The sequence below is a fragment of the Streptomyces sp. NPDC008001 genome (assembly GCF_042958085.1).
GTDB lineage: Bacteria > Actinomycetota > Actinomycetes > Streptomycetales > Streptomycetaceae > Streptomyces.
Genome location: NZ_JBIBIZ010000004.1, coordinates 435,971 through 456,567 on the forward strand (window position 1 = coordinate 435,971; position 20,597 = coordinate 456,567).

General features: G+C 71.7%; 17 protein-coding genes. 14 read left to right on the forward strand and 3 right to left on the reverse strand.

Annotated elements, in window-relative coordinates; all coding sequences use genetic code 11:
* Positions 1 to 163: 163 nt before the first annotated feature.
* A complete protein-coding gene (locus tag ACFZCD_RS13560) occupies positions 164 to 1,567 on the forward strand; it encodes a sugar porter family MFS transporter (protein WP_391830390.1) in 1,404 nt (467 codons plus the stop codon).
* 663 nt (positions 1,568 to 2,230) lie between these two features.
* Here the strand turns inward: ACFZCD_RS13560 and ACFZCD_RS13565 are convergent.
* Positions 2,231 to 3,724 (reverse strand): purine-cytosine permease family protein, encoded by a 1,494-nt coding sequence (locus ACFZCD_RS13565; RefSeq protein WP_391830168.1) that lies wholly within the window; start codon positions 3,722 to 3,724, stop codon positions 2,231 to 2,233.
* A 208-nt stretch (positions 3,725 to 3,932) separates the two neighbouring features.
* Between ACFZCD_RS13565 and ftsY the strand changes: the two genes are divergently transcribed.
* Positions 3,933 to 5,177 carry a signal recognition particle-docking protein FtsY gene (gene ftsY, locus ACFZCD_RS13570; protein ID WP_391830170.1) on the forward strand — a complete coding sequence of 415 codons (1,245 nt, stop codon included), beginning with the start codon at positions 3,933 to 3,935 and terminating at the stop codon, positions 5,175 to 5,177.
* A gap of 280 nt (positions 5,178 to 5,457) precedes the next feature.
* Here the strand turns inward: ftsY and ACFZCD_RS13575 are convergent, their stop codons facing one another.
* Positions 5,458 to 6,135: a bifunctional DNA primase/polymerase gene (locus ACFZCD_RS13575; protein ID WP_391830172.1), complete on the reverse strand. Its 678-nt coding sequence runs from the start codon at positions 6,133 to 6,135 to the stop codon at positions 5,458 to 5,460.
* Between the two features lie 472 nt (positions 6,136 to 6,607).
* On the opposite strand from ACFZCD_RS13575, the gene ACFZCD_RS13580 reads away from it, so the two are divergent.
* The 5 genes from ACFZCD_RS13580 to ffh all read left to right on the forward strand — a co-directional run bounded on the left by ACFZCD_RS13580 (position 6,608) and on the right by ffh (position 14,135).
* Positions 6,608 to 8,098 (forward strand): hypothetical protein, encoded by a 1,491-nt coding sequence (locus ACFZCD_RS13580; RefSeq protein WP_391830174.1) that lies wholly within the window; start codon positions 6,608 to 6,610, stop codon positions 8,096 to 8,098.
* A 291-nt stretch (positions 8,099 to 8,389) separates the two neighbouring features.
* Complete coding sequence (locus ACFZCD_RS13585; RefSeq protein ID WP_391830176.1) at positions 8,390 to 9,700, forward strand: ammonium transporter; 1,311 nt, start codon at positions 8,390 to 8,392, stop codon at positions 9,698 to 9,700.
* Positions 9,697 to 10,035, forward strand: coding sequence for a P-II family nitrogen regulator (locus ACFZCD_RS13590; RefSeq protein WP_391830178.1), 339 nt, complete (start codon positions 9,697 to 9,699; stop codon positions 10,033 to 10,035). The genes ACFZCD_RS13585 and ACFZCD_RS13590 overlap by 4 nt, the downstream gene beginning before the upstream one ends.
* 55 nt (positions 10,036 to 10,090) lie before the next feature.
* The gene (locus tag ACFZCD_RS13595) at positions 10,091 to 12,520 is read left to right on the forward strand and encodes a [protein-PII] uridylyltransferase (RefSeq protein ID WP_391830180.1); all 2,430 of its coding nucleotides are present in this window, start codon (positions 10,091 to 10,093) and stop codon (positions 12,518 to 12,520) included.
* A 76-nt stretch (positions 12,521 to 12,596) separates the two neighbouring features.
* Positions 12,597 to 14,135 carry a signal recognition particle protein gene (ffh, locus tag ACFZCD_RS13600; RefSeq protein ID WP_391830182.1) on the forward strand — a complete coding sequence of 513 codons (1,539 nt, stop codon included), beginning with the start codon at positions 12,597 to 12,599 and terminating at the stop codon, positions 14,133 to 14,135.
* 150 nt (positions 14,136 to 14,285) lie between these two features.
* On the opposite strand, the gene ACFZCD_RS13605 is transcribed toward ffh, so the two are convergent.
* Entirely contained in the window at positions 14,286 to 15,107 is an 822-nt protein-coding gene (locus ACFZCD_RS13605) for a class I SAM-dependent methyltransferase (RefSeq protein ID WP_391830184.1), read from the reverse strand.
* A gap of 294 nt (positions 15,108 to 15,401) precedes the next feature.
* On the opposite strand from ACFZCD_RS13605, the gene proS reads away from it, so the two are divergent.
* The 7 genes from proS to rplS all read left to right on the forward strand — a co-directional run bounded on the left by proS (position 15,402) and on the right by rplS (position 20,591).
* Positions 15,402 to 16,817: a proline--tRNA ligase gene (proS, locus tag ACFZCD_RS13610; protein WP_391830186.1), complete on the forward strand. Its 1,416-nt coding sequence runs from the start codon at positions 15,402 to 15,404 to the stop codon at positions 16,815 to 16,817.
* 347 nt (positions 16,818 to 17,164) lie between these two features.
* Complete coding sequence (locus tag ACFZCD_RS13615; protein ID WP_030369332.1) at positions 17,165 to 17,755, forward strand: hypothetical protein; 591 nt, start codon at positions 17,165 to 17,167, stop codon at positions 17,753 to 17,755.
* 155 nt (positions 17,756 to 17,910) lie between these two features.
* The gene (rpsP, locus tag ACFZCD_RS13620) at positions 17,911 to 18,345 is read left to right on the forward strand and encodes a 30S ribosomal protein S16 (RefSeq protein WP_030369333.1); all 435 of its coding nucleotides are present in this window, start codon (positions 17,911 to 17,913) and stop codon (positions 18,343 to 18,345) included.
* Between the two features lie 2 nt (positions 18,346 to 18,347).
* Positions 18,348 to 18,587, forward strand: coding sequence for an RNA-binding protein (locus tag ACFZCD_RS13625; protein WP_329823028.1), 240 nt, complete (start codon positions 18,348 to 18,350; stop codon positions 18,585 to 18,587).
* A gap of 84 nt (positions 18,588 to 18,671) precedes the next feature.
* Positions 18,672 to 19,301 carry a ribosome maturation factor RimM gene (rimM, locus tag ACFZCD_RS13630; protein ID WP_391830188.1) on the forward strand — a complete coding sequence of 210 codons (630 nt, stop codon included), beginning with the start codon at positions 18,672 to 18,674 and terminating at the stop codon, positions 19,299 to 19,301.
* Positions 19,301 to 20,110, forward strand: a complete 810-nt coding sequence (gene trmD / locus ACFZCD_RS13635; RefSeq protein ID WP_391830190.1) for a tRNA (guanosine(37)-N1)-methyltransferase TrmD — start codon at positions 19,301 to 19,303, stop codon at positions 20,108 to 20,110. The genes rimM and trmD overlap by 1 nt, the downstream gene beginning before the upstream one ends.
* A 130-nt stretch (positions 20,111 to 20,240) precedes the next feature.
* Positions 20,241 to 20,591 carry a 50S ribosomal protein L19 gene (rplS, locus tag ACFZCD_RS13640; protein ID WP_030369336.1) on the forward strand — a complete coding sequence of 117 codons (351 nt, stop codon included), beginning with the start codon at positions 20,241 to 20,243 and terminating at the stop codon, positions 20,589 to 20,591.
* Positions 20,592 to 20,597 lie beyond the last annotated feature (6 nt).

Below are 20,597 nucleotides of genomic sequence, written 5' to 3' on the forward strand. Positions count from 1 at the left end.
TGGTTACGACCTATTGACTTAAGAAAATGAAGACATAGGGTCTGCAGCGTTGCTAATACCTTCAAGTGGTAGGCCCCCAGGTCCTGTGCCCCACTTGAAGTGCCAGCCCCCCACGCCCGGCAGTGCCGCCGGGCCTCAGGAGTACACGTTGACCAGCACTGCGATGGCGCAGGGGTCCGAGGGCCGCAAGGCCCAGCCGGACCACCTCGGCCATGTCATCTTCATCACCGCGGCCGCGGCCATGGGTGGCTTTCTCTTCGGCTACGACAGCTCCGTGATCAACGGCGCCGTCGAGGGCATTCGCGGGAAGTACGACATCGGCTCCGCCGCCCTGGCCCAGGTCATCGCCATCGCCCTCATCGGCTGCGCGATCGGCGCCGCCACGGCGGGTCGGCTCGCGGACCGCATCGGCCGCATCCGCGTCATGCAGATCTCCGCGACGCTCTTCACGATCAGCGCCGTCGGCTCCGCCCTGCCGTTCGCCCTCTGGGACCTCGCCTTCTGGCGCGTCCTCGGCGGCATCGCCATCGGCATGGCCTCGGTCATCGGCCCGGCCTACATCGCCGAGGTCTCGCCGCCCGCCTACCGCGGCCGTCTCGGCTCCTTCCAGCAGGCCGCGATCGTCATCGGCATCGCCGTCTCCCAGCTCGTCAACTGGGGCATCCTCAACGTCGCCGACGGCGACCAGCGCGGTCACGTCCTGGGCATCGAGGCCTGGCAGCTGATGCTCGGCGTCATGGTCGTTCCGGCCGTCCTCTACGGCCTGCTCTCCTTCGCGATCCCCGAGTCGCCCCGCTTCCTGATCTCCGTCGGCAAGGTCGACAAGGCCAAGAGCGTGCTGGCCGACGTCGAGGGCCGCGGCGTCGACCTCGGCAAGCGCGTCGCCGAGATCGAGCTCGCGATGCACAGCGAGGAGAAGTCCACCTTCAAGGACCTCATCGGCAGCAAGGCGGGCTTCCTGCCCATCGTCTGGGTCGGCATCGGCCTGTCGGTCTTCCAGCAGCTCGTCGGCATCAACGTGGCCTTCTACTACTCGGCCACCCTGTGGCAGTCCGTGGGCATCGACCCGAGCGACTCGTTCCTGTACTCGTTCACCACGTCGATCATCAACATCGTCGGCACCGTGATCGCGATGATCTTCGTCGACCGCGTCGGCCGCAAGCCGCTGGCGATCGTCGGTTCGGCCGGTATGGCCGTCTCCCTCGCCCTCGAGGCCTGGGCCTTCTCCGCGCAGGGCGGTGACGGCTCCCTGCCGACCGCGCAGGGCACGGTCGCCCTGATCGCCGCGCACGCCTTCGTGCTCTTCTTCGCCCTCTCGTGGGGCGTCGTGGTCTGGGTCTTCCTCGGCGAGATGTTCCCCAACCGCATCCGCGCCGCCGCGCTCGGCGTCGCCGCCTCCGCGCAGTGGATCGCCAACTGGGCCATCACCGCGAGCTTCCCGAGCCTGTCGGACTGGAACCTCTCCGGCACGTACGTCATCTACGCGGTCTTCGCCGTGCTCTCCATCCCCTTCGTGCTCAAGTACGTCAAGGAGACGAAGGGCAAGGCGTTGGAGGAGATGGGCTAACCCCCCCCGCCGCCCTCTCCTCAACAGGACGCTGCCCCGGCTCACCGACGAGCCGGGGCAGCGTCCTGTTCGCGTACGGGGGCGCCGCCTCATGGGGGGGGCGGCGCACCCGCCCCATGCGCGTCCGACGGGGCCCCTCTGCGCCGGCTGAGGGGCGCCGATGCTGCCGCGGCGCCGGGGCCGCGGCGCTGGGCATGGGGCCACTGACCCGCGGGGCGATACGGGACCGGTCCCGGAGCGGGCCTCATGCGCCCGAGAATCCGGTACGGGTGCCCCAACGCGCCGCCCTCTTCCCCTCGCAGCGCCGGCTGCAACGCGTACCACCGGGCCGCAACGGGTCCAACGGCTGCAATCCGTACGGCGGGCTGCAACGCGTACGTACGGCGGTGCCGTACCGCCCCCCCGCGCCACACAGCCCGGCCCCGCATGGGGCGGGCCCGCCACGCCGCCGGTGGCTCACTCCGCGGCGAGGCATGGGGCGCGCATGAGGCCTGGCACGGGGCGCGGCACAGGGTGTGCGCATGGGGCCAGGACAGCGGCACGGGGCCCGACGCAAGGCGCGAGTGACACCGCCCCACCCGCCCCGTGCGGCATCGCGCGAAAACGCGGGCGCCCCCACTGCCGTAGCAGTGGGGGCGCCCGCGTGCAGAGAGTGGTGGCGCGTCAGGCGCCGACCTTCACCTGCTCCTTCTCGTCCGCAGTGGCACCGGCCGCCCCGGTGGCGGCCGCCGGAGCGACCTCCCGCGGCGTCGGCAGGACGGCCATGATCAGAGCCGAGATGGCGATCGTGGCGGCCCAGCCCAGCCCGTACTTGCCGACGAACGTGGAAGCCAGCGGGCCGGTGAACCAGTCGCACTGGGTGAAGCAGATGCCCGCGGCGAGCGCGACCGTCCAGGCGGTCATCGCCTGCCAGCAGAAGCCGCCGACGTACCAGTAGCGGCTCGTGCGGCCGGTGTCCATCAGGGCCTCCGCGTCGTACCGCACGGCGCGGGACTTGCGGCGCGCCATGTCGACCGCGTAGACGCCGATCCAGGCGGAGAAGGAGACCGCGAGCAGGATCAGGAAGGTGATGAAGGAGCTGAGGAAGCTCTTCGCGACGAGCATCAGCAGCAGACCGCCGACCAGCGAAATGACGGCGTTGATGCTGACGGCCATGGCACGCGGCAGCTTGACGCCCATCGTCTGGGCGGTGAAGCCGGCCGAATACATCGAAAGGCTGTTGATCAGCAGCATGCCGACGATCGCGGTGATCAGGTAGGGCACGGCCAGCCAGGTCGGCAGGATGTCGCCGAGGAAGGAGACCGGGTCCGGCGCCTCGGCCAGGTCGGGGGTGGCGACGGCCATGACCCCGCCCATGAGGACCATGGGAACCATCACGAGGCCCGCACCCGAGACGGTCGCACCGACGATCTTCTTGCCGGACGCCGCGTGGGGCAGGTAGCGCGCGAAGTCGGGGCCGGTGGGCACCCAGCTGATGCCGCCGGCGGCGATCGTGCCGATACCGGCGATCATCATCGCGGTGGTGCCGGCCGGCTTCGAGAAGACGTCGTTCCACTTGATGTTGGCGATCAGGTAGACGAGCACCAGGACGCTGAAGATGCCGAAGAGGTACGTCGACCACTTGTTGCACACGTTGAGCGCCTTGCGCCCCATGCCGCTCACCAGGAAGGTGCAGGCGACGAACGCGAAGAGCGTGACGACGATCAGCGGGGTGTTGCTCTTGATGCCGAAGACCAGGTCGAGGACGGTCAGCACCGCGTAGGCGCCGGTGACCGCGTTGATCGTCTCCCAGCCGAAGCGCGCGACCCACAGGATCGAGCCCGGGAAGAGGTTGCCGCGGACGCCGAACGTCGCGCGGGAGAGCATCGCGCCGGGCGCGCCGCCCCACTTGCCGGAGACCGACAGGACGCCGACCATGCCGAACGACGCGAGCGCGGCGCAGGCGGCGACGATCAGGACCTGCCAGAAGTTCAGCTTGTTGAAGACCACCAGGGCGGCGCCCATGGTGAGCAGCAGCACACTGATGTTGGCCGCGACCCAGGTCGGGAAGAGCTCACGGACCCGGCCGTGACGCTCGTGATCCGGAACGGGCTCGATGCCGCGGGTTTCTATCGCGCCGCCGGATTCGGCGGCGGACAGCTTGGACGCGTTGTCCATGTGGGGGGCTCCGTGCGGGTGAAGCGGGGCGGGAAGCCGGGCAGAAAAGGTCTTTGGGGACTCTACGCGCGTCGCACAGCCCCACGCCATCGTACTTTGCTCCAACTTTAACCCATTGGTGTGATTAGTCCTTGGAGGAATCCCCAAAGGCGCACGTCACCGGCGAGGCCCCCCGCGGGCGGCACCCGTGTCCGATACTGGGGGCGTTATGGAAATCGTCATCCTTGCTGTAGTCATCGCTGTGGTCGCCCTCGGTGCGATCAGCGGGCTCGTGGTCAGCAGCCGTAAGAAGAAGCAGCTGCCCCCGGCCCCGCCGAGCAGCCCGTCCGTCACCGCGCCGCCCGCCGAGCCCCAGGTGGGCGAGGAGGCCGAGCCCCCGAGCGCCGAGCCGCGCCGGACCGTCGAGGAGGTCGAGCTGCCGGCCCCCGAGGCCCCGGCAGCAGAAGCCGAGCCCGAGGCGCCCGTCGCCCCGGCCGAGCCCGAGGCGCCCGCCGCGCCCGCCGTCGAGGTGCCCGAGCCCACCGCCGGCCGCCTCGTGCGGCTGCGCACGAGGCTCTCCCGCTCCCAGAACTCCCTCGGCAAGGGTCTGCTGACCCTGCTGTCCCGCGAGCACCTCGACGAGGACACGTGGGAGGAGATCGAGGACACCCTGCTGACCGCCGACGTCGGCGTCGCACCCACGCAGGAGCTCGTCGAGCGCCTCCGCCAGCGCGTGAAGGTGCTCGGCACCCGCACCCCCGAGGAACTGCGCGCCCTGCTCCGCGAGGAACTGCTCACCCTCATCGGCACCGACGCCGACCGCGCCGTCCACACCGAGCCCGGCGTGGGCGTGAACGGCGAGGAGAAGCCCGGCGTCGTCATGGTCGTCGGCGTCAACGGCACCGGTAAGACCACCACCACGGGCAAGCTCGCCCGCGTGCTCGTCGCCGACGGCAAGTCCGTCGTCCTCGGCGCGGCCGACACCTTCCGTGCCGCCGCGGCCGACCAGCTGCAGACGTGGGGCGAGCGCGTCGGCGCCCGCACGGTCCGCGGCCCCGAGGGCGGCGACCCGGCGTCGATCGCCTTCGACGCCGTCAAGGAGGGCATCGCCGAGAACGCCGACGTCGTCCTGATCGACACCGCCGGCCGGCTCCACACCAAGACCGGCCTCATGGACGAGCTCGGCAAGGTCAAGCGGGTCGTCGAGAAGCACGGCTCGGTCGACGAGGTGCTGCTCGTCCTGGACGCCACCACCGGCCAGAACGGCCTCGTGCAGGCGCGCGTCTTCGGCGAGGTCGTCAACATCACCGGCATCGTTCTCACCAAGCTCGACGGCACCGCCAAGGGCGGCATCGTCGTGGCCGTCCAGCGCGAGCTGGGCGTGCCCGTGAAGCTCGTCGGCCTCGGCGAGGGAGCGGACGACCTCGCGCCGTTCGAGCCGGAGGCGTTCGTCGACGCGCTCATCGGCGACTGACGCGCCGCGCGCTCATCCGGAAGCGTCCGGCCGGGGCTCCGCCAGCGGCCGGACGGCCGGCCGGAGGCGCCCGGCCGTGGGCCCCATGCCGAGCCGCCTGGCGCGCCGGGAGAGGGCGGACCGCAAGCCGGAGAAGGCTACGAGACGCGAAGGCGTCACGAGCCGGGAAAGCCGAGAAAGGGCCCCTTCCGCAGGTGCAGCTGCGGAGGGGGCCCTTTCGTACGGGGCGGGCCGGGGGAGCCCGCTTCGCGCGGGGTCGGCCGGCGGAGACCGCCGGCGCTCAGGAGGCCGCCGACCGGTGGCACACGTACGCGAGGGTGCCGAGGAGCAACCGGGCCTGCGGGGGGCGCCCCGCGGTGTCCAGCGTGGGCGGCCGGAGCCACCGCATGGGGCCCAGGCCGGCGTGGTCCGACGGCGGTGCGGTGATGTACTCGCCGGCGCCCAGGCAGTGCAGGTCGAGCCGGGCGTCGTCCCACCCCATGCGGTAGAGCAGCTGGGGGAGCTCCTGCGCGGCACCCGGGGCGACGAAGAACAGCGCACGGCCGTGCGGGGTCAGCGCCACGGGGCCGAGCGGCAGCCCCATGCGCTCCAGCCGGACCAGCGCGTGCCGCCCGGCCGCCTCGGCAACCTCCAGGACGTCGAACGAGCGGCCCACCGGCAGCAGCACGGCGGCGCCCGGAACCTCGGCCCATGCGGCTGCAGCGGCGTCCAGCGTGGCGCCTGCGGGCACGGGAGGGGCGAAGGCGAGCGGGTGCGCGCCGGGAGAGGGGCAGTCGTCGGCACCGCACGAGCAGACCGCGCCGGCCGGGCGCCCGCCGCGGGAGGCGCGGGCGCCGGGCACCACATCCCACCCCCACAGGCCGGTGTACTCCGCCACCGTCGTCACGCACTCGGGCGCGCGTCCGCGGCGCCGAGAGCTCGAGCGCAGGTCCCGGATGCCGCCGATTGTGAAGCCCATGCCCCCTCCAACGGGTCGTGCTCGCAGATGGTTACGAGTCGGAGTGTCTCGAACACGGACCGTTGCCGAGTCCCTTCCCGGTGCGGCGTGAAGGTGTGCGACGGGTGGTGCGGAGCCCGATGCGCTCCGGAGCACACATCGATCCACCCCCTCCCCGGGCGCTCCCTGATCGTCCGGTGTCAAGTCAATCGCGTGGAGGTGGGGCCGAGTTCATTCCTTGGGGTGGCGAATGGTGGCGTTTACTGGACTGCCCTCGCGTCAGCAGTGATCGTAGGATTACTTTCGGTGCACGAACCCATGGGAGACGTGCCCCGCCGGTGGGTATGCCGGAGGCATGCACCGTCTCGTCGCCCGGCCGGAATTCCCTTGCGGCCGGGGGTGCATCACCACACGGACAGCCGCAAGAAGCGGCAAGCTGTGGGTGGTTCACACGGTTCCAGGCACAGACAGAGTTCGGGATGGGGGCTTCCAGGTGGGCGGCAACGGCAGCGGCACCGGCGGTGCCGAGAAGGCTGACAAGCGCCCCAACGAGCAGTTGGGCTCCTGGTTCCTGCGCAGCGGATGGTCCAAGGGCGAGCTGGCGCGCCAGGTCAATCGCAGGGCCCGGCAGTTGGGTGCCCATCACATCAGCACGGACACCTCGCGCGTGCGCCGCTGGCTGGACGGCGAGCAGCCCCGCGAGCCCATCCCGAAGATCCTCTCCGAGCTGTTCTCCGAGCGCTTCGGCTGCGTCGTCGGCATCGAGGACATCGGCCTGCGGGCGGCCCACCAGTCCCCGTCCGTCTCCGGCGTCGACCTGCCCTGGGCGGGCCCGCAGACCGTCGAGCTGATCAGCGAGTTCTCCCGCAGCGACCTGATGCTCGCCCGGCGCGGTTTCCTCGGTGCCTCGCTCGCCCTCTCCGCCGGCCCCGGGCTCATCGAGCCCATGCAGCGCTGGCTGGCCCCCGGCCTCTCCGGCAAGGACGGCTCCGGTCCGCGGACGCAGGAGCGCTCGCGCCCGGGCCGCCTCTCCGGCCCCGAGCTCGACCTCCTCGAGTCGACCACCATGATGTTCCGCCAGTGGGACGCCCAGTGCGGCGGCGGCCTGCGCCGCAAGGCCGTCGTCGGCCAGCTCCACGAAGTCACCGACCTGCTCCAGGAGCCCCAGCCCGAGGCCACCTCCAAGCGGCTCTTCCAGGCCGCCGCCGAGCTGGCCGAGCTCGCCGGCTGGATGAGCTACGACATCGGTCTGCACCCCACCGCCCAGAAGTACTTCGTCCTCGCGCTCCACGCCGCCAAGGAGGCCGGTGACCGCTCCCTCGGCGCGTACATCCTCTCCAGCATGAGCCGCCAGATGATCCACCTCGGCCGCCCCGACGACGCCCTGGAGCTCATCCACCTCGGCCAGTACGGATCCCGGGAGACGGCCACCTCCCGCACCCAGGCCATGCTGTACGCGGTGGAGGCCCGCGCGTACGCCAACATGGGGCAGCCCGCCAAGTGCAAGCGCGCGGTCACCATGGCGGAGGACTGCTTCTCCGACTGCACGTCCGGCGACGGCGACCCCGACTGGATCCGCTTCTTCTCCGAGGCCGAGCTCAACGCGGAGAACGCCCACTCCTACCGCGACCTCGCCTATGTGGCCGGCCGCAGCCCCACGTACGCCTCCCTCGCGCGGCCCAAGATGGAGCGCGCGGTGGAGCTCTTCGAGCAGGACAGCGAGCACCACCGTTCGTATGCGCTCAACCTCATCGGCATGGCCACCGTCCATCTCATGGAGGGCGAGCCCGAGCAGTCCGCCGTCCTCGCCGGCAAGGCCCTCAGGATCGCCAAGCAGGTGCGCTCCGAGCGGGTCAACAACCGCCTGCGTAAGACCGTCGACAACGCCGTGCGCGACTTCGGGGACGTCGCCGAAGTCGTCGCCCTCACCGAGCAGATCTCCGTCCACCTGCCGGAATCGGTGGAGGCCGTCCCAGCGGTCTGACCACCCCCCGGCCCCCCTCCCCGGCCGTGGCGCTCCTCCCGAACAGCCCGACTCGGCTCCCCCACGCCAGGTCACACCGGGCGGACGCCGCGGCCGGCCTCGCATGCCCGAGGCGGCGGCGGAGCCTAGCGGCGATCACGCAGCCGCCGCGCCCGCTTCACCCGGGCGTAACACTCCCGCCGTCTTCGTCACTGCGGCGAAACAACCGGCTTCATCGGCTGAAATCCCGCTGCGCCAACCTCATGGCGAAAACCGGCCCGTTCGGGCCGCCGCTTCGAGGAGACACCGACCATGAATGGCGCAGACACCGCATTCGTATTGATCAGTGCCGCACTCGTGATGCTGATGACACCGGGGCTGGCTTTCTTCTACGGCGGCATGGTGCGGGTCAAGAGCGCCCTGAACATGCTGATGATGTCGTTCATCTCGCTCGGCATCGTCACCGTCCTGTGGGTGCTCTTCGGCTACTCGCTCGCCTTCGGCGACGACGCCGGCGCCGGACTGATCGGCGACCTCGGCCACATCGGTTTCAAGGGCATCGGCCCGGAGACCCTGACCGGAGGCAAGGAAGGCATCCCCGTCTTCGCCTTCTCGCTCTTCCAGCTCATGTTCGCCGTGATCACCCCCGCACTGATGAGCGGAGCGCTCGCCGACCGCGTGAAGTTCAGCGCATGGGGCCTGTTCATCACCCTCTGGGTCAGCGTCGTCTACTTCCCCGTCGCCCACTGGGTCTGGCAGGCGGACGGCTGGCTGTTCAAGCTCAAGGTGATCGACTTCGCGGGCGGCACCGCCGTCCACATCAACGCCGGCATCGGCGCACTCGCGGCCGTCCTCGTCGTCGGCAAGCGCATCGGCTTCAAGAAGGACCCCATGCGCCCGCACAGCCTGCCGCTGGTGGTGCTCGGCACGGGGCTGCTGTGGTTCGGCTGGTTCGGCTTCAACGCCGGCTCCGCGCTCGCCGCCAACGGCACCGCCGCCAACATGGCCATGAACACCCAGGTCGCCACCGGCGCCGCCATGCTCGGCTGGCTCGCCTACGAGCGCATCCGGCACGGCGCCTTCACCACCCTGGGCGCGGCCTCGGGCGCCGTCGCCGGCCTCGTCGCCATCACCCCCTCGGGGGCCGCCGTCAACGCCTTCGGCGCCCTCCTCATCGGCGTCGTCGCCGGCGCCGTCTGCTCCTGGGCCGTCAGCCTGAAGTTCAAGCTCGGCTTCGACGACTCCCTCGACGTCGTCGGCGTCCACCTCGTGGGCGGCGTCATCGGCACCCTCCTGGTCGGCCTCCTCGCCACCGACGGCATCGGCGGCCTCACCCAGCTCGGCCGGCAGGCCGCCGGGGCGTTCTCCGTCATGGCCTACTCGTTCACCGTCTCCTGGCTCCTCGCCAAACTCGTGGACAAGACCATCGGCTTCCGGGCCACCGAGGACGACGAGGTCGGCGGCCTCGACCAGGCCTTCCACGCCGAGACCGCCTACGACCTCACCGGGGTCGGCGCCGTCACCCGCAGTGCCGCGCCTGCCCCGCAGCGCCCGGCCGGCGCCCCGGAGCAGACCGGACCGGACCAGGCGGGCACGCCGCAGAACAAGAAGGTGGACGCATGAAGCTCATCACCGCAGTCGTCAAGCCCTTTCGCGTCGACGACATCAAAGAAGCCCTCCAGGCGTTCGGCATCCAGGGCCTGACCGTCACCGAGGCCAGCGGCTACGGCCGCCAGCGCGGCCACACGGAGGTCTACCGCGGCGCCGAGTACCAGGTCGACCTCGTCCCCAAGGCCCGCATAGAGGTCCTCGTCGAGGACGGCGACGCCGAGGACGTCGTCGACGTCATCGTCAAGAAGGCCCACACCGGCAAGATCGGCGACGGCAAGGTCTGGGTCGTCCCCGTCGAGACCGTCGTCCGCGTACGCACCGGCGAGCGCGGCCCCGACGCCCTCTGACCTCGATCCGCCGGACCCGCACCGGGTCCGGCAGCCCGCCGTGAAGGGAACCGAGTTGACCGACCCGCAGACCCGCCCCGCCGACTCGGAGCCCGGCGGCTACGCGGCGGCCCGGCTGCACCTCCTGCACCAGGGGGCGCTCACCGGGCCGCCGCGCCGCGCCGCCCTCGCCCGGCTCACCGACCAGTGGCTCGGCGCCCTGCTGGGCGAGACCCGGGGAGTCGCCCTCGTCGCCGTCGGCGGCTACGGGCGCGGCGAACTGTCCCCCCGCAGCGACCTCGACGTCCTCCTCCTGCACGACGGCACCGCGGACATCTCCAAGATCGCCGCCATCGCCGACCGCGTCTGGTACCCCGTCTGGGACATGGGCCTCGCCCTCGACCACTCCGTGCGCACCCCCGCCGAGGCCCGCCGCACCGCGGCAGGCGACCTCAAGGTCCACCTCGGCCTCCTCGACGCCCGCCACCTCGCCGGCGACGAACAGCTCACCGCCGCCCTGCGCAGCACCGCGTACGCCGACTGGCGGGCCCAGGCCCCCAGCCGCCTCCCCGAACTGCGCGAGCTCGGTGAGGACCGCACCCGGCACCAGGGCGAGCTCCGCTTCCTCCTCGAACCCGACCTCAAAGAGGCACGGGGCGGCCTCCGCGACGCCACCGCCCTCCGTGCCGTCGCCGCCTCGTGGCTCGCCGACGCGCCCCGTGCCGGGCTCGAACGCGCCCGCACCCATCTCCTCGACGTCCGCGACGCCCTCCACCTCACCACCGGCCGCGCCACCGACCGGCTCGCCCTCCAGGAACAGGACCAGGTCGCCGAGGTCCTCGGCCGCACCGACGCCGACGCCCTCCTGCACGGCGTGTACGAGGCGGCCCGCACGATCTCCTACGCCGCCGACGTCACCTGGCGCGAAGTCGGCCGCGTCCTGCGCGCCCGCTCCGCGCGGCCCCGGCTGCGCCGCATCCTGGGCGGCCGCGGGGGGCGCGGCGGGTTCGCCGAGGCCGAGCGGCTCTCCCTCGCCGACGGCGTCGTCGAGCAGGACGGCGAGGCCGGGCTCGCCCGCACCGCGCGGCCCGAGCACGACCCCGTCCTGGCGCTGCGTGCCGCTGCTGCGGCGGCTCAGGCGGGTCTGCCGCTGTCGCCCCATGCGGTGCGCCGCCTCGCCGCCTCGGCGGGCCCCATGCCCCGGCCCTGGCCGGCCGAGGCCCGCGAACAGCTCGTGACCCTCCTCGGCGCGGGGCCGCCCACGGTGGCCGTCTGGGAGGCCCTCGAAGCCGAGGGGATCGTCTCCCGGCTGCTGCCCGAGTGGGACCACGTGCGCTGCCGGCCCCAGCGCAATGCCGTCCACCGCTGGACCGTCGACCGGCACCTCGTCGAGACGGCCGTCCGCGCAGCCGCCCTCACGCGCCGCGTCGGCCGCCCCGACCTCCTGCTCGTCGCCGCTCTGCTGCACGACATCGGCAAGGGCCTGCCCGGCGACCACTCCGTCACGGGCGAGGGCCTCACGCGCGGTATCGCCCGCAGGATCGGCTTCGACGCCGCCGACACCGACGTCCTCGCCACGCTCGTCCGCCACCACCTGCTGCTGATCGACACCGCCACCCGGCGCGACCTCGCCGACCCGGAGACCGTCCGCACCGTCACCGACGCCGTCCCGGACGCGGCCACACTGGAGCTCCTGCACGCACTCACCGAAGCGGACGCCCTCGCCACGGGGCCCGCCGCATGGAGCGCCTGGCGCGCGTCGCTCGTCGCCGAACTGGTCGGCCGTGCCGCGGCGGCCCTCGCGGGGGACGCGACCCCGGCGCCCCATGCGCCCGGCCCGCCCGGTCCGGAAGCGCTCGGCCTGGCCGCCGAGGCCGTCCGCACGGGCGGCCCGGTCGTGAGGCTGGAGCCCCGCCCGGAGGGCATGGAGCACGGCGGGGACGACGCCCCGTGCCCGGTCGGCATGGAGCTGCGGATCGCGGTTCCCGACCAGCCCGGCGTCCTGCCGGCGGCGGCCGGCGTCCTCGCGCTGCACCGGCTGACGGTACGGACCGCGGACCTGCGCGCCGTGGACGGAGCGCTTCTGCTGAACTGGCGGGTCGCGGCCGAGTACGGTTCCCCGCCCGAGGCCGCCCGGCTGCGCAACGACCTCGTGCGCGCCCTGGACGGCTCCTTCGACGTCCCGGGCCGCCTCGCCGAGCGCGAGGCCGCGTACAGCAGGCGGCGGCGGGGCGTGGTGCACGCCCCGCCGAGCGTGCAGGTGGCCGCGGCCGCCTCGCACGGGGCCACCGTCCTGGAAGTCCGCGCCCAGGACGAGCCCGGCCTCCTCCACCGCATCGGACGGGCCCTGGACGGGGCGGGGGTCTGGGTGCGCAGCGCCCGTGTGAGCACGCTCGGGGCGAGTGCGGTGGACGCGTTCTACGTGACGGGTCCGGACGGGGCCGCGCTGACGCCCGCCGCGGCCTCCGCGATCGCTCGTGCCATGGAGGAGGCGCTGGGCGGCTGACCGCACCGGGAGGGTGCGGATACCCTTGGGGGTCAGCCGCCGACTTGACACTCAACAAGAAGGATCCGCGACCACCGTGTTCGATACCCTCTCCGACCGCCTCGCAGCGACTTTCAAGAACCTCCGGGGCAAGGGCCGCCTCTCCGAGGCGGACATCGACGCCACCGCGCGCGAGATCCGTATCGCCCTGCTCGAGGCGGACGTGGCCCTGCCCGCCGTCCGCGCGTTCATCAAGCAGGTCAAGGAGCGGGCGCTCGGCGCCGAGGTCTCGCAGGCCCTCAACCCCGCCCAGCAGGTCATCAAGATCGTCAACGAGGAGCTCATCGGCATCCTCGGCGGCGAGACCCGCCGCCTGCGCTTCGCCAAGACCGCGCCGACCGTCATCATGCTCGCCGGCCTCCAGGGTGCCGGTAAGACGACGCTCGCCGGAAAGCTGGGCCGCTGGCTGAAGGCTCAGGGCCACGCCCCGCTGCTCGTCGCCTGTGACCTCCAGCGCCCCAACGCCGTCAACCAGCTCTCCGTCGTCGCCGAGCGCGCCGGAGTCGGCGTCTACGCGCCGCAGCCGGGCAACGGCGTCGGTGACCCGGTCCAGGTCGCCAAGGACTCGATCGAGTACGCCCGCACCAAGCAGTACGACATCGTCATCGTCGACACCGCCGGCCGCCTCGGCATCGACGCCGAGATGATGCAGCAGGCCGCGGACATCCGCGACGCGGTCTCCCCGGACGAGATCCTGTTCGTCCTCGACGCCATGATCGGCCAGGACGCGGTCAACACCGCCGAGGCCTTCCGCGACGGCGTCGGCTTCGACGGCGTGGTGCTCTCCAAGCTCGACGGCGACGCCCGCGGTGGTGCCGCCCTGTCGGTCGCGCACGTGACCGGCAAGCAGATCATGTTCGCCTCGAACGGCGAGAAGCTGGACGACTTCGACGCGTTCCACCCGGACCGCATGGCGTCCCGCATCCTGGGCATGGGCGACATGCTCAGCCTGATCGAGAAGGCCGAGCAGACCTTCAGCCAGGACGAGGCCGAGAAGATGGCGGCCAAGCTGGCGAAGGGCCCCAAGGAGTTCACGCTCGACGACTTCCTGTCCCAGATGGAGCAGGTCCGCAAGATGGGCTCCATCAGCAAGCTCCTCGGCATGCTGCCGGGCATGGGGCAGATCAAGGACCAGATCAACAACCTGGACGAGCGCGACGTCGACCGCACCGCCGCGATCATCAAGTCGATGACCCCGGCCGAGCGCCAGGACCCGACGATCATCAACGGCTCGCGCCGTGCCCGTATCGCCAAGGGTTCGGGCGTGGACGTCAGCGCCGTCAAGAACCTGGTGGAGCGGTTCTTCGACGCCCGCAAGATGATGTCCCGCATGGCGCAGGGCGGCGGCATGCCGGGGATGCCGGGCCTGCCGGGCATGGGCGGCGGCGCCGGCCGCAAGAAGAAGCAGCAGAAGCAGGCCAAGGGCAAGCGCCAGAGCGGCAACCCGATGAAGCGCAAGGCCGAGGAGCAGGCCGCGGCCGCCCGCCGCGAGCAGGGTGGTGCGCTGGGTCTCCCCGCGGGCCAGGAGGCGAAGGACTTCGAACTTCCGGACGAGTTCAAGAAGTTCATGGGCTGACCCTGCCGGCCCCTCGGCTCGGCGCTCCGCCGTACGCGGACGGTGCGCCGCCGGGAGCACGTCGCAGGCAGCGTGCCGAAGACAGTACGTCGCAGCCCCCGCGGCCGAGAGGCCACGGGGGCTGTCGCGTGCGTGCCGCCTCGTGCGGCGCTAGGCGCGGGCTATCAGGTAGCGGAAGACGTTGGGCATCCACACGGTGCCGTCGCGGCGCAGATAGGGGTGGAGCGCCTCGGTGAGCTCCTTGACGACCTGCTCCTCGTCCGTGGCGCGGGCGGCCGCGTCGAAGGCACCGGTGGAGAGCATGCCGCGCAGCGCGCTGCCCATGTCCGCATAGCCGTACGGGCAGGCGACCCGCCCCGAGCCGTCCGGCCGGAGCCCGGCCTCGTGCGCCAGGTTCTCCAGGTCGTCGCGACCGCTCGGCCGCCAGCGCGCCGGCGCGCACATGGGGTCCGCGAGCCGGGCCGCGACCCGGAGCGCCCCCGAGGCCGCGCACCGCTCCTGGGGGCCCCAGCCGGCCAGCACCACGGGGGCACCCCGCTCGGCGCACGAGGCGGCCCGCGCGAGCGCCGTGGCCATGCCGTGCGCGCTCCCGCCCGCGCAGTACAGCGAGTCGAAGGCCGTGACGAGGTTGAAGGGCGGGGCGCCCTGCTCGGTGACGCTCTCGGGCGCTCCCTGCCCCAGGCGCGGGGCGCTCCCGCCCTCGGGCAGCAACCGCTCGTGGGCCAGCCGGAGCCGGCGCACGTCCGGGTCGACGCCGGAGACCGTGGCGCCGCGCGCGGCCGCCATGAGCAGGGCCAGGCCGGAGCCGCAGCCCAGGCTGAGCAGCCTGGTGCCCGCGCCGACCTCAAGGCGCTCGTACACCGCTTCGTAGAGCGGCACCAGCATCCGTTCCTGGATTTCCGCCCAGTCGCGGGCCCGCAACTCGGGCGACGAAGAGGACGGCCGGTGCCGCCGTACGAGCGTAGGTGTCATGGAAAGCGCCCCAATCCGCCGAGAGACGTGTGCATGCCCAATCCGCCGCCCCCCGTGTACTGCCGTGCGCGTCGCTGAAAAACACCCCCCGTGCCAGGGAACTGCGCTTCGCTTCCCGAGTCCAGGGGGTGGCGCGGGCGCGTTCCCGTACGCCCACGATGGCATGTGCCGGGCGCATCCGCACGGGAGGCGTACAGGGGCGCGGACCGGCCGGGGCGGCGTACGGACGGCGCGGGGGAGGAGCAGGGGGAGCGGATTCACGCTCGGACGGATCGGCCCCGTACCATTCGCATCATGGCAAAGGCTCCCATTCTCACCCCCCGGGCGGACGACTTTCCGCGCTGGTACCAGGACTTGATCAACAAGGCCGAGCTGGCCGACAACGGCCCCGTGCGCGGCACCATGGTCATCCGACCGTACGGGTACGGGCTCTGGGAGCGCATGCAGCAGGAGATGGACGCCCGCATCAAGGACGCGGGCGCCTCCAACGCGTACTTCCCCCTCTTCATCCCGCAGTCGTACCTGACGCGCGAGGCCGAGCACGTCGAGGGCTTCGCCCCCGAGCTGGCCGTCGTCACGCACGGCGGCGGCAAGGAGCTGGAGGAGCCGGTCGTCGTCCGGCCCACCTCCGAGACGATCATCAACGAGTACTTCTCCAAGTGGGTGCAGAGCTACCGCGACCTGCCCCTGCTGATCAACCAGTGGGCCAACGTGGTCCGTTGGGAGATGCGCCCGCGCGTCTTCCTGCGCACGAGCGAGTTCCTCTGGCAGGAGGGCCACACGGCGCACGCCACGTACGAGGACGCGCGCGACTACGCCGCCCGCATCCACCGCGACGTCTACTACGACTTCATGGTCAACGTCCTGGGCATCGACGTCGTCCTGGGCCGCAAGACTGCCAAGGAGCGCTTCGCGGGCGCGATCAACACCCTCACCCTCGAGGGCATGATGGGCGACGGCAAGGCGCTGCAGATGGGCACCAGCCACGAGCTGGGCCAGAACTTCGCCAAGGCCTTCAACACCTCGTACCTGTCCAAGGACGGTCACCAGGAGCTGGTGTGGCAGACGTCCTGGGGCGTCTCCACCCGCATGGTGGGCGGCCTGATCATGTCGCACGGCGACGACAACGGCCTGCGCGTCCCCCCGCGCCTCGCGCCTGTCCAGGCCGTCGTCCTCGCGATCAAGGGTGACGACGCCGTCATCGCCAAGGTCCGCGAGATCGGCGACCAGCTGAAGGCCGCCGGCATCCGGGTGCAGGTCGACGATCGCACGGACACGCCGTTCGGCCGCCGTGCCGTGGACTGGGAGCTCAAGGGCGTCCCGGTGCGCATCGAGGTCGGCCCGCGCGACCTGGAGAACGGCACCGCGATGCTGGCCCGCCGCATCCCCGGCGGCAAGGAGCCGGTCCGTCTCGACGAGCTCGTCGGGCTGCTGCCGAAGGTCCTGGAGGAGGACCAGGCGCTGCTGCTGGCCCAGTCGCGCGAGCGCCGCGAGTCCCGCACGGCCGACGTGGCCACCATCGAGGAGGCCGCCGAGGCCGCCGTCGCCGGGGGCTGGGCGCGGATCCGCTGGGCGGACCTGGGCCCCGAGGGCGAGGCCAAGCTGGCCGAGCAGGCCGTGACCGTCCGCTGCCTGGTGGGCGAGGACGGCTCCGTGCCGGAGTCGGACGACGCCCCGGGCACGATCGCGATCGTGGCGCGCGCCTACTAGGAAGCGCGCGCCTGGGGCGCCCCGCCCGCACGGGGGGCCGGCATGAGGCGGCGGCATGAGGCGGCGACGGGGGTGCCACCACGGACCACCGCGCCGCTCCGGCCACCGCCTTCCACGCTCCGTGGTGCGTCGCCGGGCGCCCGCCGGCCCGAAGGGGCGCACACTCCTCGGCGCACGCTTACTGATGAGTCAGTACGTCCCGGGTTGCGAACGGGTGCGCGGCTTCTCCATAGATCTGCGCACCCGCCCTCGTCGGGACGCATGAGCGTGAAACTGACTGGTACGTGCAAATTATTTGGGATGGCCCGGTATCGGAACACCGGGCCATCCCTGCTCGTTGTCACGACGTGAGCACGACACCACCTGTTCTCGCCGCAGAACTGGCGCAGGCGTGGGCCGACATTCAACGGCACCACCCCGAGCTGCCGGATCTAGCCGCGCCCGAATCGCTGATCGGGGAGTCGTCGTCCGCATGCGGCGCCGAGCTCTCCTTCGAACGGCTGCTGCACGAGGCAGTGCACGGCATCGCGGCCGCCCGCGGTGTCCGTGACACGTCACGCGCAGGCCGCTACCACAATCGCCGGTTCCTGGCGATCGCCGAGGAGCTCGGGCTCGACCACAGCGACGATCCGCATCCCAGCAGCGGCTTCTCTCTGGTCGTGCTCAACCCGGAGGCGCGCAAGCGCTACCGCCCTACCATCGACAGACTCCAGCGCGCCCTCAAGGCGCACACGGTCGCCACCACCGCCGACACCTCGCGCACCTTCCGCGGGCCGGCCGCCCGGCACGGCTCGTCGGGCGGCGGAGTACGGGTCAAGGCGGTGTGCGACTGCGGCCGGAACGTACGGGTCGTGCCCTCCGTGCTCGCCCAGGCGCCCATCATGTGCGGCGGCTGCGGGCAGCCCTTCCGGATTCCCGAGGCGGTCACGGTCGGCTGACCTGGAGCGGTGTGGCACAATGGGACGCTGTACTCGACAGTCGCATAGGACCCCTCTCTCCTCCGGCTGGCGCGTCCGTCGGGCATCCGAGTACCGCAACCCCACGTGGCATCTCGTTGTGCCCAACCACGTCAAGACCAGGAGACACCACTCCCGTGGCAGTCAAGATCAAGCTGAAGCGTCTGGGCAAGATCCGTTCGCCTCACTACCGCATCGTCATCGCCGACTCCCGTACCCGCCGTGACGGCCGGGCCATCGAGGAGATCGGTCTGTACCACCCGGTGCAGAACCCCTCGCGCATTGAGGTCGACTCCGAGCGTGTCCAGTACTGGCTGGGTGTCGGCGCGCAGCCGACCGAGCCGGTCATGGCCATCCTCAAGGTCACCGGTGACTGGCAGAAGTTCAAGGGCCTGCCGGCCCCGGCCCCGATGCTCGTCGCCGAGCCGAAGAAGGACCACAGCGGTCTCTTCGACGCCGTCGTGAGCGCCGCGGGCGAGGCGAAGGGTGAGGCCATCACCCCGAAGGCGAAGAAGTCGGAGAAGAAGGACGAGGCCGCTGAGGCCGAGTCCGCTGAGTCGACCGAGGCCTGAGGATGCTCGAGGAGGCCCTTGAGCACCTCGTGAAGGGCATCGTCGACAACCCCGACGAGGTGCAGGTCGCTTCTCGCAACCTGCGCCGGGGGCGCGTGCTGGAGGTCCGGGTCCACCCCGATGACCTCGGCAAGGTGATCGGCCGCAACGGCCGCACCGCTCGCGCCCTGCGCACCGTCGTGGGCGCCCTCGGCGGCCGTGGTATCCGCGTCGACCTCGTCGACGTGGACCAGGTCCGCTGAGAAGCGGTTGAGCACCGGCACGGGCCGGGAAGGGCTTGGGCCCTTCCCGGCCCGTTGTCGCGTACGGAGAGCAGAGAAGGAAACATGCAGCTCGTAGTCGGCAGGATCGGCCGCGCCCACGGCATCAAGGGCGAGGTCACGGTTGAGGTGCGTACGGACGAGCCCGAACTGCGGCTCGGACCCGGCGCCGTCCTGGCCACGGAGCCCGCTTCCGCGGGTCCGCTGACCATCGAGTCCGGCCGCGTGCACAGCGGCCGGCTGCTGCTGCGCTTCGCGGGCGTCGGTGACCGCACGGCCGCCGAGGCGCTCCGCAACACCCTCCTCGTCGCCGAGGTCGACCCGGAGGAGACCCCGGAGGACCCCGACGAGTTCTACGACCACCAGCTGATGGACCTGGAGGTCGTCATGGTCGACGGCACCGTCGTCGGCCGGATCACCGAGATCTCCCACCTGCCGTCGCAGGACCTGTTCATCGTGGAACGGTCCGACGGGACCGAGGTCATGATCCCGTTCGTCTCCGAGATCGTCACGGAGATCGACCTGGAGGAGCAGCGCGCCGTCGTCGACCCGCCGCGCGGCCTGATCGACACCGACGACGCGGAGATCGCGTCTGCGCGTGAGGCGGAGCAGGAGGCCGGAGAGGGCCTCCTGGAAGCGCATGAGGCGGGCTCCGCGGAGGCGCATGAGGCCGGCTCCGAACGGGGCGACGCCTGATGCGCCTCGACATCGTCACGATCTTCCCCGAGTACCTCGAACCGCTGAACGTCTCGCTCGTCGGCAAGGCGCGCGCACGGGGCCGGCTGGACGTGCGCGTGCACGACCTGCGCGAGTGGACGCACGACAAGCACAACACCGTCGACGACACGCCCTACGGCGGCGGCCCGGGCATGGTCATGAAGCCGGAGCCCTGGGGCGAGGCCCTCGACTCGATCATCGAGTCGGGCGAGGGACAGCCCGTCGTCGTCGTCCCGACGCCCAGCGGCAGGCCCTTCACCCAGGAGCTCGCCGTGGAGCTCTCAGAGAAGCCGTGGCTGGTCTTCACGCCCGCCCGCTACGAGGGCATCGACCGCCGGGTCATCGAGGAGTACGGCGACCGCCTCGACGTCCGCGAGGTCTCCATCGGCGACTACGTGCTGGCCGGCGGCGAGGCCCCCGTCCTCGTCATGGTCGAGGCCATCGCCCGGCTGCTCCCCGGCGTCCTCGGCAACGCCGAGTCCCACCGCGACGACTCCTTCGCCCCGGGCGCCATGGCGGACCTCCTCGAGGGCCCCGTCTACACCAAGCCCCCGGAGTGGCGCGGCCGCGGCATCCCCGACGTCCTGCTGAGCGGTCACCACGGCAAGATCGCCCGCTGGCGCCGCGACGAGGCCTTCCGCCGCACCGTGCGCAACCGCCCCGACCTGATCGAGCGCGCGGACCCCGCCGCCTTCGACAAGAAGGACCGCGAGATCCTCTCCATCCTGGGCTGGGGGCCCGGCCCCGACGGCCGATTTGGGCGAGTGGCCCCGGACGTGGAAGAATAAGCCGTTGCCTTGCGCCCGGCGTGCGCCCCTGCCACAGGGGGAACGACGCCCGCCCGGCGTTCCGGCACCATCCCCACTTCAGTACGAATTCCGCTGATGACCTGTGGCATCGGCGAGGAAGCAGACGAACATGTCCTCCCTGCTCGACAACGTCAACGCCGCGTCGCTGCGCACCGACGTCCCGGCCTTCCGCCCCGGCGACACCGTGAACGTCCACGTCCGCGTCATCGAGGGCAACCGCTCCCGTATCCAGCAGTTCAAGGGTGTCGTCATCCGCCGCCAGGGCGCGGGCATCAGCGAGACCTTCACGGTCCGCAAGGTCTCGTTCTCCGTCGGCGTCGAGCGCACCTTCCCGGTGCACAGCCCGATCTTCGAGAAGGTCGAGCTCGTCACCCGCGGTGACGTCCGTCGCGCCAAGCTGTACTACCTCCGTGAGCTCCGCGGCAAGGCCGCGAAGATCAAGGAGAAGCGCGACAACTGAGCTTCT